We start from the raw sequence: 18,238 nt of genomic DNA on the forward strand, positions 1-18,238 counted from the left end.
GCTCTCCTCCTATTTTTTAGCTAATTTCATTCCAGCAAATGCCGCTACATATGTCACAATCAAGCTAAACAAAGTTAAATATATAAATGAATTTTGCATAGATAATACCGTTCCACTTGTTCCAAATAAACCTGTTACCGTTCCTGAAACATTAATTTGGAACTTAGAAATCATATTCATTACAATCATCATAATTGTGTAAGAACCACTACATACCGCTAATGTAATATATATATTGGCGGTCGGTAATTTAGCTAACTTTCTTCCCGCTCTAAACATAAAGAACAATGGAATAATAAGCAGTAATAAACCATAATGGAATACATTATTCACTTTATCAAATTCTGCAAGGCTTTCCTCATTTGCTCCTTTTGAAATCAATATCTCCCTAAGCTCTACGCCATTTACAGAGACGCCTGATATAAATGAAAACGATAGTGTGCTCTCATATGTATTTGATTTCTTACCAATTCTAGTAAATTCTTTACTAAGTGCTGGACTTGATACTTCTAACGGCGCAAAATGAGCCATACTCCATAATTGAGGTGTTAACTCTAATGCTAATAATGTACTTTCAGATTTTAAAGTTGTTATTTCTTTTAATGGTTCAATACCGTCTTCCTTACTTACTAACGCCATAATACAAACCGCTACCGCTGTTACTAAAAGTCCTTTTATCATAGCTGAAACACCGTAATACACAGACGCTCCATATGGCATTAACTCTTGAAATGCTACTGCCATATTGTTTTTGCTTGTATGAGCAATAAATCCTAATAAGGTAAATAATGTCCCACATACAAAACCACTCAATAAACTCTTAATCGCTGAATAGCCAACCGTAATCTTACCTGCTTCTGAGAATGGAATTGCAAAAGATTGTGATGCTATAAAACTTATAATGAATAAAAAGACGCCATAAATAATACCAACTGTTGCTGCCATAAAGATTTGATCTTTAATCGTTTTCGCAACATGCTGTTTCCCTAACCAAATTCCTGTACCAACGAAAATAATAAATGGAATGATTAATAATAATGTAAATGGAGTATGCCAAGATAAAGAAAATATCAACCCACTATCATCGTTAGCTGTAAAACCAAGTAAATGGTAACTTAACATCGTAGAAGTTGCACTCGAATAAAAACTTGGCAACATTTCTAATTCTTTTGCAAATTTGCTAAACATCTCACTTAACATAGAAGCAAATAATAAACTACCAATCCAACCAGCAATTAACATGAGAATACTTGCAACAGCCCCACCAATAAAACCTTTTTGTAAAACGGCTTTATCTGCTTTAAATTCAACTTTAGGAGCACCATCCATTGTAGGCAATTTTACAGATTGTTCTTTTTTCTTCACAACAGATAAAGAATACCCACACTTTTGACAATATAAATTTTTTTGAGCATTTTCACTGCCACAACCTTTGCAGTATTTTGCAGTATCTTTTTCTAATGTTACTGCATCTATAGCTCCTGCAATCTCCATACTACCTTCATTTGGGCAATAATTTACTTCTTCACCATGTTGTTTTCCACATGTGCGACAATACATTTAATTCACTCCCCACTTTGCTTAATTCCACAAACTGGACAGTAAGTAGAGTTTTTATCGATATGCTCATTACATGAAATACAATTTACCGTTTCACCTTCATTTTCTACTGCTAACATCGGGTTAGGTTTTCCACACGAACCACAAAACTTATCATTTATTGATAAAGGTCCACCACATTCACATGTAGCTTTTTCACCTTGTTGTTTTTGCAATTCAACAATGCGCTTTCTTGCTTGATAAATAGCTACATCAAATTCTTGAACTGGAGCAATCATTTCTTTTAAGCTCGCTTCATTTACTCCACTTCCTCTTAATTGAACATACACTTGCTGCCCAACCTCTAATAGAACCTCTGCTTTTTTCTGCATTTGCACTTGCATTCCCTTTTTCAATTGAGCAATTTCTTGTGCAACTTGCAATTTCATTTTCCCTTGTTCTATTCCTTCTTGTAACTTATTCATTCCACTACCTAACTTCGTCTGTAAATCTGACAAATTATTTCTCCTCCTATACGTATATATTAATATATAAAATTAACATTTTATATATTACCATGATTTTCAAGTTATGTAATCCAAATTTCATTTTTTCTGTTTTGAGCATTTTTTGTTTATAATGGTAAAGGAAAGAAATATGTGTACGGAGGAATATTATGCTGCAACACTCAATTACGAAAGATGAAATTATGATGATTGCGAATGAGTTCGTTCAAGGACTAGATCCACAGCAAACAGCTGATCAGGAACATGTCGCTACAGCTCGGCACCTATATCGTAGTGGTGTTGTCTACAACGTTGACTTTGATGGTTATACACTGTCAGGAACTGTAGATGCGGAAGGCAACGTATATAGCGTTCATATTCCGATTCGTAATGTCGCTGAAAGTTATTGTGATTGCTTCGCACCAACACAATGTGAGCATATGCTCGCTGTATTACTATCTGCAGCGTCTAGTTTCGGGCAAGTAGGAGATGTATTAACTTTATTTAAAAATAATACGAAACCCTCCCTTCCTCCTATTCGAACTGCAAGACAAGTATTGCAATCATCAGCTTTTGAAGAAACGGATTATAAAAGTTGGGAATCATATTTTGAAAAAGAATATGAATCATTTAAAAAAGAACAAGCTCGCCTTACTTATAAACAAATGTATTTTCTTATGAGTATCTTTACAGATTTCTATACGAAGCTTGAGCGGAAAGCTCCGCGCGTCATCGCCATACATGAATTATTCAGGTTACATGCAGCAATTTACTGCTTTCAAAAATTATTAGAAGAAATTCAGGCATTCGAAGCAAACAAAACGTATTCTTATCACCAACCTGTTAATGTCATTCGCCTATTTGTCGATAAAGTGGAATCCATCGTTCGGGACTTACAATCAGAAGCGATTCCTTCAAAGTCTGAAATAATTTTGCAAGAAACAGCTCGTCTCGTTCATGAAGTATTCTTCTCTACCGACGCTTATACGCAAGAGCGATTTTTCATTTATCGTCACATATGGAGTGAACTTTTAAACAATAAAGAGAACATACAAGAGGAAGAAAAACGAATCGATACGAAAATCAATCCACTATCCAAAGCATTAGCGTCTTCTCATCTTCTCTTTTTAAATGATGAAGATTTACTAGCGATGGACTTACTAAAGAAACAACCTGCTTCTGTTGTGAGTCTATACTTCTATTGGTTAGAAGAACTATTAAGTGCCATGCAATGGGATCGTGCAAAAAACTGGCTTTCCTTTACGTATAAACAAGTAAAGAAAACGATCCAAGATCACGAAAATACGATTTTCATAAAAGATATCGTTCGGCTATTTGTAATCATGTATGAAACATACGCAACACATACAAATGAACAAGCTGGTTTTGAAATGATTTTACAAGAACTATTACCGTATAGTTTCACAAACTACGAACAGTACGTACTCGCGAAAAAACAGTATCGCACATGGGCAGAGCTTCATCTCTTATATGGATTTGAGGCAATTGAACTGTTGAAAGAGCCACTGAAAGATATTGAAAAAGAAGCGCCAGAAGTGGCACTTCCTCTTTACCATCTTGCTGCTGTAGAGGCGATTGAAGAACGAAATCGTAAATCATATAAACGTGCAGTTCGTTACTTAAAGAAATTACGTACATTATATAAACGATTAAAACGCACCGATGAATGGGATGCTTTCATTATTCACATCGCCAATCTCCATTCACGTCTGCGTGCACTACAAGAGGAATTACGGAAAGGAAAATTAATCGATGATCAATCAAACTGAAGTAACAATTAGGCTCCAGCATGTTAGTCAAGGTTGGTTCCTTTGGGGAGAAGATGACAGCGGTACTCCATTATCCGTAACAAGTTGGAAACGAAATGCATTCACATGGCACTCCACTTCTTTCTACGGTACGTTTCTAAAAGAAGCAACCTTCGAAGGAAAACAAGGTGTGCTGCTAACAAATGCACAAGCCTTTGAATACATTGCAAACAAACCGATGAATTCCTTTGCACATATTCAAATAAACGGCACGATTACAGCACTTACGAAAGATGCAAATGAACTATGGGATGCCTTTACGAGTGGTAGTTTCGTACCAGATATGAATCATTGGCCTAAACAACCATCTTGGAAAGTTCAAAATACACCAATTGAAGATGACACATTAGCATCGCTTTTCTCAGCAGCAGTAAATGAAAGCATATTACAAGACAACCGCTCAAATGACGGCTGGGAAGATGCTAAAAGACTATATGAACATTATGACTTTACGAAAAGACAACTGGAAACAGCACTACATGAAGAAGATTGGCTTCGGAAAATTGGTTATATTGAAGATGATCTTCCGTTTACAATCGGACTAAGACTACAAGAACCACAAGAAGAATTTGAAATGTGGAAGCTTGAAACAATTGTGACACCAAAGCGCGGGGCGCATCGCATATATGTATATGAAAACATCGATTCCTTACCGAAAAGATGGCACGATTACGAAGAACGGATTACAGAAACACAAGAAGGTTTTAGTAAACTCATACCGTGGTTAAAAGAAGGAGATACGTTCCGAAATGAGCTCTTTGAAACAGAAGCTTGGAACTTCTTAACAGAAGCAAGCAATGAATTACTTGCAGCCGGCATTACAATTTTACTACCATCATGGTGGCAAAATTTAAAAGCAACAAAACCGAAATTACGTGTCCAGCTGAAGCAAAATACAGCACAAACACAATCGTTCTTCGGTATGAATACGCTCGTTAATTTTGATTGGCGCATTTCGACGAACGGCATTGATTTATCAGAAAGCGAATTTTTCGAACTCGTTGAACAAAATAAACGTCTATTTAATATAAACGGTCAATGGATGCGACTAGATCCAGCCTTTATCGAAGAAGTAAGGAAACTCATGAACCGTGCCGATAAATACGGACTAGAGATGAAAGATGTCCTGCAGCAACATTTATCAAATACGGCTGAAACAGAAATTGTAGAAGATGATAGTCCGTTTACTGATATTGAAATCGAACTAGATGGATATTATGAGGAACTATTCCAAAAGCTGCTTCATATTGGAGATATTCCAAAAGTAGATGTCCCTACTTCACTAAACGCAACACTTCGTCCGTATCAACAACACGGCATTGAATGGTTATTATATTTACGAAAGCTTGGATTTGGAGCATTGCTAGCTGACGATATGGGACTCGGGAAAAGTATTCAAACAATCTCTTACTTACTATATATAAAAGAAAACAATCTCAAAACAGGCCCTGCATTAATCGTAGCGCCGACATCTGTTCTTGGAAATTGGCAAAAAGAATTTGAGCGTTTCGCACCGAATTTACGTGTTCAATTACATTACGGAAGTAATAGAGATAAGGGCAATTCTTTTGAAGATTTCCTTCAATCAGCAGATGTTGTATTAACATCTTATGCATTGGCTCAACTCGATGAGGAAGAACTAACTTCATTATGCTGGGATGCTGTTATTTTGGATGAAGCACAAAATATTAAGAACCCACATACGAAACAGTCGAAAGCAGTACGAAACTTGCAAGCAAATCACAAAATCGCTTTAACTGGTACACCGATGGAAAATCGCCTCGCTGAACTTTGGTCCATTTTCGACTTTATTAATCATGGATATCTAGGAAGCTTAGGGCAATTCCAACGCCGCTTCGTCACACCAATTGAAAAGGATCGTGATGAAGGAAAAATCCAGCAAGTTCAACGGTTTATCTCACCATTTTTACTGCGCCGAACGAAGAAAGATCAAACAGTCGCATTAAATTTACCAGATAAACAAGAACAAAAAGCTTACTGTCCTCTTACTGGTGAACAAGCTTCCTTATATGAACAACTTGTTCAAGATACACTGCAAAATGTCGAAGGATTAAGTGGAATTGAAAGACGCGGCTTTATATTACTTATGCTGAACAAGCTAAAACAAATTTGTAATCATCCAGCTCTTTATTTAAAAGAAGAAGAGCCACAAAATGTCGTTGAACGCTCTATGAAAACAAAAACGTTGATGGAGCTCATAGAAAATATAAAAGATCAAAATGAAAGTTGCCTCATCTTCACTCAATATATCGGCATGGGGAACATGCTAAAACGTGTGCTAGAAGAAAAATTCGGCCAGCGTGTCCTCTTCTTAAACGGTAGTGTACCGAAAAAAGATCGCGACAAGATGATTGAGGAGTTCCAAAACGGAACGTATGACATTTTCATCTTATCCTTAAAAGCTGGCGGAACAGGATTAAACTTAACCGCTGCCAACCATGTCATTCACTACGATCGTTGGTGGAATCCAGCTGTGGAAAATCAAGCAACAGATCGCGCATATCGCATTGGTCAAAAACGATTTGTTCATGTTCACAAACTCATTACAACAGGAACATTAGAAGAAAAAATTGATGAAATGCTAGAAAGAAAACAATCTCTAAACAATGCAGTCATCACAAGCGATAGTTGGATGACTGAACTATCAACAGACGAACTAAAAGAATTACTTGGTGTATAAAGTGAAACTTGAATTAGTGGGGGTTTTGTTCATCTCCCACTGATTATCAGCCCTCACCAATCGGGCTTTTACGGGCAGCCTGCCCCCCACCTAACTTTTTTACTTTCACTGAATTTTGAGGTGGGGGTCTTACTGCCCGTTAATGCGGGATAAAGTGAAACTTTAATTAGGCCAATCACGTAGAGTTTTACTACCCGCAAAAAAAAGCGCTAATCTCGAAATGAGATTAGCGCTTTTTTCTATTCCAAAACCAATTACTTATTATAATCCCCGTTAACCCGCCGCACGTATCAAGCAATGAATCTTGCCACATTGGTGTACGGTCTCCCGTATACCATTGGTGAATTTCATCAAATGTTGCATAACCCGCAACGAAAAGAAGGGCATATATAAAACATCTTTTCCTCGAATAACCTGATCGATGAAAAGCGTAATAAATCAATGAACCTAGCATAAAGAACACCATAAAATGAGCACCTTTACGAAGGAAAAACTCAATAAATCCGCCTACACCTTTATTCGCAATACTAACAGGTGTTCCTCCACCATAATCGATAGATACCCATGAAAAATGCTCTTTCACAAATTCAACATTTACATATTGTTCAATATCTGAACGCATATCCTGCTTTTTATATGGTTGTGCCGAAGAATAGAAAATCAGCCCCATCCATAGTAATACAGGAATCCAAAATAACCATTTACGATTCATTATCCAGAATTCTCCTCTCTTAATCTTTTAAGGGTACCAAAAAAAAGAAAAAATTTCACGCCAAAACATGACATTTGCATCCTATTTATAAAGTGAAAGGAGGTGATACACATGGCAATTGAAACAATCGTAATGGATTTAACTTTACGTCTTGTCTTAAACAACGGATTAGATAAGAACGGCAAAACAGTTTTCAAGAGCAAACAATTTAAACGTGTTAAAACAAATGCGAGCTTAGATCAAGTACACAATGTAGCTCATGCTCTAGCTTCCTTACAAGCATCACCGCTTCACGCTGTACAACTTGTAAGCACATCAGATCTTTCTAAACTATAAAGTAAAACTCGGATCAGTGGGGATTTTATTCATCCCCGCTGATTATTAGCCCGCAATTTAACCGGCAGACCCAAATCCCGTAAATAGCGGGATAAATACAAAGGAGGGAATAACACATGCAAGTACTAGAGTTGATTTTCGCGAAGGAAGATGGAAAAACAGTCGTTTTTTCTATCGATACGCCCATCACACCAATCGATGCACAAGTCGTAAATCAAGTAATGGATACAATCCTTGCCTCATCTGTATTTTCATCCATTGATGAAAATACAAGAAAAAAGGGAGCTCGCCTTGTAGAAAAAAATGTATCTGAAGTTCCCATTACTCTATAAAATGAAAAAGACGAATCTGCATCATTTTGCAGATTCGTCTTTTTTCTTCGGCATTTCAATCGGAATAAAAATCTTTGAAAAACCGACGCATACATACTTATAATGTTCTTCCCCTATATCAAACTCAGTCGTATATGTTGAGAAGAATATATAATCATTTCGCTTCGTATAATGATCAATTAATAACCCAACTTGTGGCTCAACATACTTTTTGGCTAACTTTTTACCGGCCGATGCCAAGTCGCCAAGAAGACCCTCTTCATTCTCTTTTTGAACTTCCTCTAGCTTCTTACTCACATCATTACGCTTCATAAACTGCTTCGCTGCCCATTCTGTATATTCTCCCTTACTCGGATTACTGTTTGCTAAATATACTAGGAGAACGACAACTAAAGCCATAATAATATACTTTTTCTTCATACTATATCACCGCCTACTCTTTTCTATTTTCATATATATGTACAAGCGATGCAAATTAGAAAGACTATCACCTATTGATTGTAAACGAATAGCCAAAATTTACAATATGAAATAGAATATTAACAGTAAATTTACTTAATTTATATATAATTATATTCGGAATGAAAATTATAAGGGAGGCTATAGAATTATGGATAATGAAAACAACATTTTTATTTCTAGTTCTACAATGATGCTTGAACCATGTAAACACCCTTATTACCGTACAAAAATTATCGACAGTAGCGGAAACCATCTTTACTCCTGTCAAACTGCTCTCCAACTTATACAGAAATCTTGTCTAACAAATATTCATTCTACTTATCAAGGGAGACGTAATGCTGTAAAAACAAAATTTAAATTCAAACAAAACGTTCCAATTCCGATCAATCATAGAGAATATATTTGTGCTTTCCCAACAGAATCTCCTGCTTCTCCAAATTGTATTTGGCTTTTCTTCAAACATGTTCATACAATAGAGTTTTTCAAAAAAGCTAAACGAGCTAAAATTCATTTTTCAAACGGAGCTACCGTAACGATACAAATTAGTTCCCATAAGCTAAGTCAGCAATTATGGAAAGCTGGATATGTATTATCCCAAATGAACATGCAAGATTCATCACCTTAATAACAAATAGAATGGAAGGTAGTATTTCCTCACCTTCCATTCTATTTGCTATTTTTATCCTTTTACACTATCGCGCATTTTCTCGAGTGCTTGCCGATACATCCATCTTACTTGATAATATGTCATTTCCGTCTCTAAAGCGATTTCTCCCATCGTCTTCCCTACAAAAAAACGTTCAAAAATAATATACTTCTCCTTCTCGTCTAACACACTCATAAAATCCTTCACTCTTATTTCAACATCTTCAAAATGAAAGATTTCCTCATACTCACCTACACATACACATCTTTCTTGCAAAGTAGATTCTTTCTTCAATCTTTCTAATATATAACCACGCACCGTTACAAGTGCATATGCAGGGAAATACCCCTTCTTTGCATCAAATCTTTCATACGCATGCCAAAGACCAATTAAACCACATTGATAATACTCTTCATAATCTTGACAAATACCTAATTTCTTTATTTGATTTACAATCATCCCTTCATACAAAACAACTGCCTCTTTAAAAGTGGCTGGCTTCACACAGTACCCGTTTCTAAAAGGTATACCTTTCTAGTATTCCGCGGTACCTTCACAATATAAAAATAAAGAAAAGATTTCACTGTGAGTAATTTCAAATACTACCGACGGAATTTGAAATTACACCAGCTAGTATTTGAAATTTTGTTGGTGGTATTTGAAATAGGGGTAAAAATAAAAAAGGTGACTCTCAGGTAAAGTCTATTCTATAGGATATTTCTTTTATAATAAAAGGGTAATTTGAATCAGAGAATGTCCAAAATGACAAAATCTATTTACAGAAAGAGAAATTAAATTTCTATCAAATAATCCATACGTAAAATCTATAAATCAAAAGGTATCACTTTTACAGAGGAATTTAAGCATATTTTTATTGAGGAAAATGAAAAAGGAAAGCTACCTCGAAATATTTTTGAAGAATATGAATTTGACATATAGATATAATTGGAATGAAACGGGTTATTTCATTAGGAAGTAGATGGCACTCTAATTATCTGGAAAATGGCATATTCACTTTATTGGACTTGTGTATAGAATGCGCTGAAAAAAACCTTGAGAGAGCTTATGTTAGAAGAAAAGTATGCCTGTTTAAAAGCCAAACTAAACTTACTAAAGGCAGAAAATGAATTGCTAAAAAATTAAACTTATGGAAGAGAGGATGAAAAGGAAATAACACTATCACTTAGTCAGGAATTTCTCTTGATTCGTTCTGTCATCATAAAATATAACCTAAGGAATATGGTCAGGCATATGTGTAAAATAAAAATAGCTTTTGGAAGCGGAATACTCATAATTGCATAGGCTTGAGTCACTGCTACGGTTAAAAGAAAAAGCATCACCTTTTTGGCAATACTTTTGAAACCAACTTTACTTTTTAACTTCTTGTTATAATCTGATGCGAATACTCCTGTGATATAGTTAACAGCCTCCATGATAAATAACTAGAACTTTCAATATTGTATTCCATCCCCCCAAGAAATATTCACAGAATTCACTAAAAGTAGTTATAACTACTTTCATTAATACATTAATATGATCCATTTCGGCTCCCCTTTAATAAAAATGAAAAGGAGACATACCGCGCTCCCTCCTTTTCCATTTTTATTCTTTTAATTAATCAAAGTACATTACTTTCGTGATGTTAGCTTTTACTAAATTTATTGACAGCACTCTTTGATTTCAAGTTCCCCATTTTATAATCATTAAGTATATCTAGATAATTATAAGTTTCATTGATAGCAATAATATCTTTGGGATTTATGAATTGTATTTTAAAATCTTTAGTTTTTACATTCCTTTCCTTATTAATTTTATAAAATTCTTTTTATAACATCTTCTGTTTTCTAACATTCAATTTTTCTTTTGACTATACCACCTTTCGGCTTAAATTTCTTTTATTTAGATTTATTATTTTTTCGATTTTTTACGAGTGTTTCAGATAACAATTCAATTACTGGAGAGACAGTTAAACATACTTTTTTTGAATAAAAGCCGTATTTTATTCAAAAGTACATTAGTATAATCCTGCCAATATTAAGTGAAAAATGTTATATTAATAGTTGTCATATTTTTAATATTAGAGGAGTTACTTAAAATGTATAAAACGGCATTTCTTTTGATTGTATTTTCCGGTTTCTTTATTAATTTTTTACCAATAAGTCCAATTTATCTTTTTTTCACACTTTCATTTGTAGGGCTATTTCTGCAGACCTTAAAAAGAAAAAAATTGGTGTTCAATTCTTTAATTAGTATAACAATGGTCCTTTTATGCTACTTATTAGTTACACAGTTAATGATTATTCCAGAAAAGACCAATGCGTTGTATAACGTGATATTATCACTTATATACTTTGTTTTTAGTTTTCAAGTTTTGTATAGTTTAAGTTCTGATAAGATTTTGAATATATCAGTTAAGTTCATTAACATATCAATATTGCTTGTAATAATAGAAACTATTTGGAGGCTTACGCATCCATGGCAACCGCAAACAACATGGCAATTCATGCAAGTGGATTCAAGTTTTTATAAGTACAAAATGAATAGCATAATGTACCAAGATTCGAACTTTGTAGGGATTTTTATAGTAACTTTGTTTTTCTTTTGTATCTACTTAAGACGTTACCAAGCAATATCGCTTAAATGGCAGATGTTTATGTTAACCATTTTATGCGTACTTACTTTCTCAAGAGCTGCTATATTTACGCTGATTGCATTTTATATCTTGATAGGGTTCAAAACAAAAATAATGAAAATTTTATTATCAATTACAGCAATTATCACAGGGGCTACCTTCATTTTCGGTTATATGAATTCGGACATAAGTTTCTTATCAAAAATCGAAATTGTAGATAGGGCTTTTGAGTTTTTAAGTGATACAACTATGAGTAATGTTTTACTTGGTATTGGGTTTGGTAATTCTTTTGAATACCTAAGAATAGGTGCACATAATTTCATGATTACATACTTAATAGAGTCTGGTTTAATAGGATTCATCCTTTTATTTGTACTCTGGTGGAGAATACTTAAAAAAACTAAATTTAAAGCAGGAATTGTTATGCTACCATTCTTATTAGCAGGGATGTCTTTGGCTGGTCATGCAATTACGTATCTCTATTGTATATTTGCAATCATTTACATCCTTGAAAAAAAGTATGGATCAAATGAGGGAAATTCAAATCCTTTGTTCTCCAAAACAACATAATGTTTACAATAAAAAGAGCAAATCGCTCTTTTTATTTAATTGAGCTGCTAATTGAATAATTATGTTCCATTTAACCACTAAATTTACATCTGTTGAATTAGTTAATACAAATTGTTTGTTCGCTCCATCTTCAGTGATAGTGATTTTTCTTGAAAGTGCACCATCCACAGATGTAAGTGTTGCTATGTTTAAAGTTGTTCCGTATGATACAAAAGATATTCTTGATAAGTTGCTTATGCAGAGTTATCGAAAAATGATGACAACACACACAGACGACCTACAGAAGAACCACCTGTACTTTTTTCAAACTTAGAAACAGGCATATTTAACACTGAACCATTTGAAACACTTTTATAATTGTTAATAATTCTAAATTCACCTGTTGTGTTTTCTAATATTTGAATAAGAACATTGGAAAACTTAGTGTTTATGAATTTAAATTCGTTATAATAAACAACTAATGCTAGGATATCGCCACCCAAAAACACAATCAACAAAAAGAAAATTTTCAGAAGGAATATTCTCTTGTATTATTAAGGTTCTATCAAGGTTGCATTTTACCATTTCGCTATTCTTCAAGAAGTTAACCAATATACTCTCAGTGGATATAGTTTTTATTATCTTAATATAACAAATTTTAATGTAAACTCTATAAAATCCAGTATTATCACCTCAAATAAAAAAGGACGTTTCCCCACACCATCAATATTGACGTTTGTAATTTCTAAATCTGCGCAAGCGTTAATCTCAATATTATCTCCTAGAACATATTTACAGATAATGTTATTTACTTTTCCTCTTTTAGACCGAGTTAAAGTAATAGCGATTCCGGTACTGTGAGTTAACGTTTCGAATATTAGATTGTTCGGCGTGTAATCTTCTACTTTATAGAAATGAATTCCGAATTAATACATATTTTTAACTACAAAGTTAACAATTTCGATATTATTACAATCTTTTTTCGAATACGTCCCGTAAAAATAAAACCTCTTGTGTTTGTCATTCCGTTCCCATCACACACAAAACTTTAGGTATTCGGGGCCTACAAGAAAAACCGGGAGGATCTAAACCAATATATGAAATAAGTCAAGATGCTAGAATACAACAATTAAACGCGAAAAATGCATACTTAAAAAAGCTATTAGATACGAAAAAAGGGCTGAAATTAAAGAGAGTAAATCAGTAGCATGAGAGATCATTCATACCTTAAAACGGAGTTTTTTAATTGGATTTCCCTGTAAAATTGCAGGTGTTTCAAGAAGTGGCTATTATAAGTGAAAAAAGAATCAACAATCCCTCTGAAAAAATGAAAGGGGACCAATTTGTCATGTCTAAAATAGAAGAATGGGGCTACAAGCTAAGATTCAAAAAAAGTGGCGAAATTTTACTTTGAAGAAACAATCCATCGTGTCGGAAAATCTGTTAAATAAAGAATTTTCAGCTACACGGCCAAATGAAAAATGGGTTTCAGATATAATCTATCTTACCTTTAATAATAAGCGCATATATCTTTCAATGATATTCGATTTTTACAATAACGAAGGTGTGGTCTATCAAATGAGCAAATACAACAATTTAAAATTAGTTACAGACACATTCAATAATGCCTAAAAAAGAGCGGCCCACGAAATAGTATTACATAACGACCGTGTTTATCAGTATACGTCAAAAAAATATAACCAATTACTTAAAAAGCACAAAATAACTGTGGGTATATCTAGAAAAGGAAATTGTCATGATAATGCGTGTATAAAGAGGGTTTCTGGTAATTTTAAGGCGGAATGCTTTTATAGACATACATTTTATGAAAAGACAGAAGTCTGTAAAACTATTAAAAGATATATAAGCTTTTACAATAACAAAAGATTTCAAAAAATATTAAACAACCTTAGTCCTATTGAAATTAGAACTAAGGCTACTTAATGAAAAGATACCTAATCTATTACTGTCTACTTAACAGGGGTAAGACCAGGATACAGAAATTATCTTCTTTATGGCACATAACTTTTTTAATGTCCTTTACAAAGAGTACAGATTATGGGAGAGCCACCTTTCTTAACAAATATATCATGCACCAATGCCAGCTAACCCTTTTACAACGCCGAATGCAATTGTTAGGATAAAGAAGATTACAATTAAAATCGTAGCTTGTTTCTTACTTAAACCAGCTACAATGTGTAAGCCTAGTCCTGTTAGAATGAGGCTCCAAATATTAAAAATTTCAATTGAAGAGGCAATTCCATGTGCTACTGTCCCTTGTTCAAATAAAGGAGCTAAACTTGTATAAACATCAGTGCCATTTCCATCAAAAATAAAGCCTAATCCTGCATTTAACAATCCGCCGATATAATAAACAAGATTAGCATATAAGTAAATCGATAATATTTTCATGTACGGTGTATCATTGCTCATAAACATCATAATAATTTTATAAAAACCTGCCGCAATAAAGAGACCTATAGGTGTCCCTAATAGACCAACAAGTGCGCCTCCACCAAGGGTAAATCCTTTTACCATTGCCCCTGCTTCACCATTTAATTCTTTTGCCAATTCTGGAGTACTAATTAATGTTAAGTAAGACACTGCTGTTGCTATAATCGTTCCTAATATAACAAATAAGACAAATGCCCCCCAAACCGGACTTTTCGTCTTCATTCTCTCAAACTGCTCACCTGGAGAAGTAATCATTCCTAATAACGATGGCTTCTTCGCGCCTACATCTTGCGTATTAATATTTGCTTCCATTATAACGCCTCCTTCTATTTATATAACCCGTTCTAACGGGCGGTTCACTTCCTCATATAGAGGCTACGAACCGCCCACTAGAACGGTAATTTGTAGTTCTACTACACTATTAATTACTCATAACGCAATGCTTCAATTGGATCTAATTTCGCAGCTTTATTTGCTGGAATTAATCCGAAAATAATACCGAGTGTCATCGAGAACAGTACGCCTCCAACGACAACTTCCCATGAAACGAGTGGCGGCCATTTTGCGAATGTAGAAACGATATATGCTCCGCCATACCCAAGACCAATTCCGATTAAACCACCTAGAAGTGTTAACATAACGGCTTCAATTAAAAACTGTAATAAAATTTTACTACGTGTTGCCCCAAGTGCTTTACGTATCCCAATTTCGCGTGTACGCTCCGTTACAGATACAAGCATAATATTCATAACACCAATACCACCAACGACTAATGAAATACCCGCGATACCACCGATAATCATCGTCATGATGCTAGTTACTTTAGAAACATTTTCTTGGAGTTCTTTTAAATTCACCAGTTCATATTTACCTGGGATTTCACTTGGCTTACGACTATTTAATACATCAACAGCTCGTTTCCCTGCTGCTTCTAAATTGTCTACATTTTTAGCTTGAATTGCGATATTTTGAATATCATCTGTCCCATATAAAACAGGCCATAACGTAAGAGGAATTAACGCTTCTTCCATTTCAAATCCCATAAATTCATTATCTGATGTATACACACCAATAATTTGCATTGGCTGTCCCTTCATCTCAATAATTTGTCCAACTGGGTTTACGTCCTTAAATAACGTTTCCTCTGTTTTTGTGCTAATCATCACAACGTTATTCGCGTGAGAAATATCTGATTCATTTAAGGAGCGGCCCTTTACAACCTTTACTTTATTAACCGCAAAATATTCATTATCAAGTCCAATAACATTCAGCCTTGCTTTTTTATCATTTACATCAAGTGTCTCTGTTGTCGAATTTGTTGTAATAACGTGTGAAACATCTTTCACTTGTTTTACTTCCAAAATATCCTCTTCCGTTAACTTCGGTATTTCAAATCCACCTATAGCAAATTCATCATTAATATCTGCTTTAAATTGAATTGGCATAAGGTTATTACCACCAGAACCTGCGAATTTTGATTTCAACATCGCTTCCCCGCCTTGCCCAATTGCAACAACAGTAATAATCGAACCTACCCCGATAATAATACCGAGCATCGTAAGAGCTGAACGTAGTTTATGAGCTAAAATAGAAGATAAGGCAATTTTTATACTATCTAGTAAACTCATACCGCACACCTTCTATCTTCTGTAACTTTCCCGTCTCGCAGTACAATGCGGCGGGAAGAATACGCTGCTACTTCCTCTTCATGCGTAACCATAACAATCGTCGTACCTTCTGCATTAAGCTTCGTGAAAATATTCATAACTTGCTCACCAGACTTCGTATCAAGTGCACCAGTCGGTTCATCGGCCATAATGAACGTTGGGTTATTCGCAATCGCTCTTGCAATCGCTACACGCTGCTTCTGTCCACCTGATAACTCATTTGGTAAATGATGCACGCGATCTGCCAATCCAACTTTACCTAACGCCTCCAAAGCACGCTTGCGACGCTCCGCTTTCTTCACGCCACCATATACGAGCGGAAGCTCAACATTTTCCACTGCGGAAAGACGAGGTAGTAAATTAAAATGCTGAAATACAAAGCCAATATATTCATTACGAATTAAAGCAAGCTTTGACTCGTCTGCTGTTAAGATATTCACGTCATTCAGCATATATTCACCTTCTGTTGGACGATCTAAACAACCGATAATATTCATAAGCGTCGACTTACCAGAGCCAGACGGTCCCATAATCGAAACGAACTCACCGCTCTGAATCGTTAAACTAATACCGTGCAAAATCGGCACTGCTAACTTTCCTTGATAATACGTTTTAGCAATATTATTTAACGTAATCATTTCTCTTTCACTTCCATTCCGTCATACACATCGTCGGAAGGATTTTTAACCACCTTTTGCCCCACTGTTACGCCTTCTACAACCTCTGTCCAGTCCCCATCAGTAGAACCTTTTTTCACATTTTGTTTACGAAGCTTACCTTTATCCTCAACATAAACAAATGCATCATCGCCTTTTTCTACAATGCTCTTGCTTGGGACAGCAATCATCTTCTTATTCTCTAAGTTTACTTGCAATGAAACATGATAACCTGGAGATAAACCATCTTGACTATCAAGACTAGCTTTATATGTATATTGGGACATATTTTGAGTTGCTTCACCAACGCCGCCAGCTTGCGCCATCTCTGCGCTCGTTGGGAATTCGCTTACCTCTGTAATCTTACCTGTCCACTTCTTCTTATTATTTGCTTTCGCCGTTACAGTGAATGTTTGATCCTTTTGAATTTGTGACTTCTGAAGCTCAGTTAACGTACCTTGAACTTGGAATGGATCTTTAGAAGCTACTTGTAAAAACGCTTTTCCTTGACCACCTAACGCTTGAGATGAACTTTGTGCCGCATCTTTATCTAACTTTTGAACAACCCCAGCGAAATTACTATAAATCGTAAGCTCTTTCTGCTTCTTACTTAACTCTTCTTTCTGCAACTTTCCTTTTTCTTTCTCAAGGTCAATTGTTTTTTGTCCTATCTCTAACTCGTTTACTTGCTCGTCCATCGGATCTGTTACTTCTTTCCCAGCTCCGCTATCTTTCGCCTTCTTAATTTCTTTCTTCAACGAATCAATCTTCTTTTTCCCTTGATCGTAACGCATATCTGCCATCTTCTGATCAAGCTCAGCTTGCTTCATTTGAAGATTAATCTCTTCATTATCATAAGAGAATAACTTCGTACCTTTTTCTACCTCTTGCCCTTCTTTTACCTCAATATCTTTCACTTTCCCTTTGGCCGGATCTGCATAGAAGCTTTCAATATTACCAGGCTTCACCTGACCAGAAATTAACTTCATATTATTCAGCTTACGCTCTGTCACTTTCTCAAAACTTACAGCATCAGCATTTGTTGATGCACTCTTCTTCTTACCTTGCATAACAAAAATATTAATTGCCGCTACAATAACAATTAGTGCAATAACCCCAATAATAATCCATTTCTTCTTCTTGTTTGGAGTACGAACCGTATTTGGTAACATAGTCTCTCTCCCTTTATAAATTAATAGTGTAATAAATACCATAAT

At 34.9% G+C, this 18,238-nt stretch carries 17 protein-coding genes and 1 pseudogene; 8 read left to right on the forward strand and 10 right to left on the reverse strand.

Annotated elements, in window-relative coordinates:
• Positions 1–9 precede the first annotated feature (9 nt).
• A complete protein-coding gene (locus MKY21_RS26400; RefSeq protein ID WP_044796210.1) occupies positions 10–1,560 on the reverse strand; it encodes a zinc ribbon domain-containing protein in 1,551 nt (516 codons plus the stop codon).
• Positions 1,561–1,565: 5 nt separating this feature from the next.
• Positions 1,566–2,057: a zinc ribbon domain-containing protein gene (locus MKY21_RS26405; protein WP_001281753.1), complete on the reverse strand. Its 492-nt coding sequence runs from the start codon at positions 2,055–2,057 to the stop codon at positions 1,566–1,568.
• Between the two features lie 158 nt (positions 2,058–2,215).
• Here MKY21_RS26405 and MKY21_RS26410 point away from each other — a divergent pair, with 158 nt between their 5' ends.
• Both MKY21_RS26410 and MKY21_RS26415 read left to right on the forward strand, forming a co-directional pair.
• The gene (locus tag MKY21_RS26410) at positions 2,216–3,835 is read left to right on the forward strand and encodes an SWIM zinc finger family protein (protein WP_000939137.1); all 1,620 of its coding nucleotides are present in this window, start codon (positions 2,216–2,218) and stop codon (positions 3,833–3,835) included.
• A complete protein-coding gene (locus MKY21_RS26415; RefSeq protein ID WP_000610111.1) occupies positions 3,819–6,575 on the forward strand; it encodes a DEAD/DEAH box helicase in 2,757 nt (918 codons plus the stop codon). Before MKY21_RS26410 ends, MKY21_RS26415 begins: the two co-directional genes overlap by 17 nt.
• Positions 6,576–6,801: 226 nt before the next feature.
• Here the strand turns inward: MKY21_RS26415 and MKY21_RS26420 are convergent, their stop codons facing one another.
• On the reverse strand, positions 6,802–7,287 hold the full coding sequence (locus MKY21_RS26420) for a VanZ family protein (protein WP_001080709.1): 486 nt from the start codon (positions 7,285–7,287) through the stop codon (positions 6,802–6,804).
• A 111-nt stretch (positions 7,288–7,398) separates the two neighbouring features.
• Between MKY21_RS26420 and MKY21_RS26425 the strand changes: the two genes are divergently transcribed.
• Together MKY21_RS26425 and MKY21_RS26430 are read left to right on the forward strand one after the other, a co-directional pair.
• Positions 7,399–7,623 (forward strand): DUF1659 domain-containing protein, encoded by a 225-nt coding sequence (locus MKY21_RS26425; RefSeq protein ID WP_000963861.1) that lies wholly within the window; start codon positions 7,399–7,401, stop codon positions 7,621–7,623.
• Between the two features lie 116 nt (positions 7,624–7,739).
• Positions 7,740–7,955 (forward strand): DUF2922 domain-containing protein, encoded by a 216-nt coding sequence (locus MKY21_RS26430; RefSeq protein WP_001197593.1) that lies wholly within the window; start codon positions 7,740–7,742, stop codon positions 7,953–7,955.
• Between the two features lie 21 nt (positions 7,956–7,976).
• Here the strand turns inward: MKY21_RS26430 and MKY21_RS26435 are convergent, their stop codons facing one another.
• Entirely contained in the window at positions 7,977–8,375 is a 399-nt protein-coding gene (locus MKY21_RS26435) for a DUF4359 domain-containing protein (protein WP_201144775.1), read from the reverse strand.
• Positions 8,376–8,565: 190 nt separating this feature from the next.
• Between MKY21_RS26435 and MKY21_RS26440 the strand changes: the two genes are divergently transcribed.
• Entirely contained in the window at positions 8,566–9,042 is a 477-nt protein-coding gene (locus MKY21_RS26440; RefSeq protein WP_000368313.1) for a competence protein ComK, read from the forward strand.
• Between the two features lie 54 nt (positions 9,043–9,096).
• Here the strand turns inward: MKY21_RS26440 and MKY21_RS26445 are convergent, their stop codons facing one another.
• Positions 9,097–9,567: a sigma-70 family RNA polymerase sigma factor gene (locus tag MKY21_RS26445; RefSeq protein ID WP_341077766.1), complete on the reverse strand. Its 471-nt coding sequence runs from the start codon at positions 9,565–9,567 to the stop codon at positions 9,097–9,099.
• Positions 9,568–9,816: 249 nt separating this feature from the next.
• Between MKY21_RS26445 and MKY21_RS26450 the strand changes: the two are divergent.
• A pseudogene (locus MKY21_RS26450) lies at positions 9,817–10,347 on the forward strand (HTH domain-containing protein); the annotation flags it as partial.
• Here MKY21_RS26450 and MKY21_RS31235 read toward each other — a convergent pair.
• Positions 10,251–10,496, reverse strand: a complete 246-nt coding sequence (locus tag MKY21_RS31235; protein ID WP_445662225.1) for a phage holin family protein — start codon at positions 10,494–10,496, stop codon at positions 10,251–10,253. The pseudogene MKY21_RS26450 and the gene MKY21_RS31235 sit on opposite strands and share 97 nt — an antisense overlap.
• 662 nt (positions 10,497–11,158) lie before the next feature.
• Here MKY21_RS31235 and MKY21_RS26460 point away from each other — a divergent pair.
• Entirely contained in the window at positions 11,159–12,265 is a 1,107-nt protein-coding gene (locus MKY21_RS26460; RefSeq protein WP_152121691.1) for a hypothetical protein, read from the forward strand.
• Between the two features lie 1,707 nt (positions 12,266–13,972).
• Entirely contained in the window at positions 13,973–14,188 is a 216-nt protein-coding gene (locus tag MKY21_RS31240) for an IS3 family transposase (RefSeq protein ID WP_201144779.1), read from the forward strand.
• Between the two features lie 144 nt (positions 14,189–14,332).
• On the opposite strand, the gene MKY21_RS26465 is transcribed toward MKY21_RS31240, so the two are convergent.
• From MKY21_RS26465 to MKY21_RS26480, 4 genes are all read right to left on the reverse strand, one after another.
• Entirely contained in the window at positions 14,333–15,010 is a 678-nt protein-coding gene (locus tag MKY21_RS26465; protein ID WP_341077771.1) for a Yip1 family protein, read from the reverse strand.
• Between the two features lie 113 nt (positions 15,011–15,123).
• Positions 15,124–16,326: an ABC transporter permease gene (locus MKY21_RS26470; protein ID WP_000054354.1), complete on the reverse strand. Its 1,203-nt coding sequence runs from the start codon at positions 16,324–16,326 to the stop codon at positions 15,124–15,126.
• Entirely contained in the window at positions 16,323–17,003 is a 681-nt protein-coding gene (locus tag MKY21_RS26475; RefSeq protein ID WP_000631626.1) for an ABC transporter ATP-binding protein, read from the reverse strand. Before MKY21_RS26475 ends, MKY21_RS26470 begins: the two co-directional genes overlap by 4 nt.
• Positions 17,000–18,193: an efflux RND transporter periplasmic adaptor subunit gene (locus tag MKY21_RS26480; protein ID WP_201144783.1), complete on the reverse strand. Its 1,194-nt coding sequence runs from the start codon at positions 18,191–18,193 to the stop codon at positions 17,000–17,002. The genes MKY21_RS26475 and MKY21_RS26480 overlap by 4 nt, the downstream gene beginning before the upstream one ends.
• Between the last annotated feature and the right edge of the window lie 45 nt (positions 18,194–18,238).

It is taken from the genome of Bacillus sp. FSL R9-9497 (assembly GCF_038005805.1).
Taxonomy (GTDB): domain Bacteria; phylum Bacillota; class Bacilli; order Bacillales; family Bacillaceae_G; genus Bacillus_A; species Bacillus_A cereus.

Bases quoted from the DNA above. Each gene is read 5' to 3' on its own strand.
- MKY21_RS26420 (WP_001080709.1), bottom strand. From the start codon at position 7,287: ATGAATCGTAAATGGTTATTTTGGATTCCTGTATTACTATGGATGGGG.
- MKY21_RS26480 (WP_201144783.1), bottom strand. From the start codon at position 18,193: ATGTTACCAAATACGGTTCGTACTCCAAACAAGAAGAAGAAATGGATT.
- MKY21_RS26430 (WP_001197593.1), top strand. From the start codon at position 7,740: ATGCAAGTACTAGAGTTGATTTTCGCGAAGGAAGATGGAAAAACAGTC.
- MKY21_RS31235 (WP_445662225.1), bottom strand. From the start codon at position 10,496: ATGGAGGCTGTTAACTATATCACAGGAGTATTCGCATCAGATTATAAC.
- MKY21_RS26415 (WP_000610111.1), top strand. From the start codon at position 3,819: ATGATCAATCAAACTGAAGTAACAATTAGGCTCCAGCATGTTAGTCAA.
- MKY21_RS26400 (WP_044796210.1), bottom strand. From the start codon at position 1,560: ATGTATTGTCGCACATGTGGAAAACAACATGGTGAAGAAGTAAATTAT.
- MKY21_RS26465 (WP_341077771.1), bottom strand. From the start codon at position 15,010: ATGGAAGCAAATATTAATACGCAAGATGTAGGCGCGAAGAAGCCATCG.
- MKY21_RS26410 (WP_000939137.1), top strand. From the start codon at position 2,216: ATGCTGCAACACTCAATTACGAAAGATGAAATTATGATGATTGCGAAT.
- MKY21_RS26470 (WP_000054354.1), bottom strand. From the start codon at position 16,326: ATGAGTTTACTAGATAGTATAAAAATTGCCTTATCTTCTATTTTAGCT.
- MKY21_RS26425 (WP_000963861.1), top strand. From the start codon at position 7,399: ATGGCAATTGAAACAATCGTAATGGATTTAACTTTACGTCTTGTCTTA.
- MKY21_RS26440 (WP_000368313.1), top strand. From the start codon at position 8,566: ATGGATAATGAAAACAACATTTTTATTTCTAGTTCTACAATGATGCTT.
- MKY21_RS26475 (WP_000631626.1), bottom strand. From the start codon at position 17,003: ATGATTACGTTAAATAATATTGCTAAAACGTATTATCAAGGAAAGTTA.
- MKY21_RS26435 (WP_201144775.1), bottom strand. From the start codon at position 8,375: ATGAAGAAAAAGTATATTATTATGGCTTTAGTTGTCGTTCTCCTAGTA.
- MKY21_RS26460 (WP_152121691.1), top strand. From the start codon at position 11,159: ATGTATAAAACGGCATTTCTTTTGATTGTATTTTCCGGTTTCTTTATT.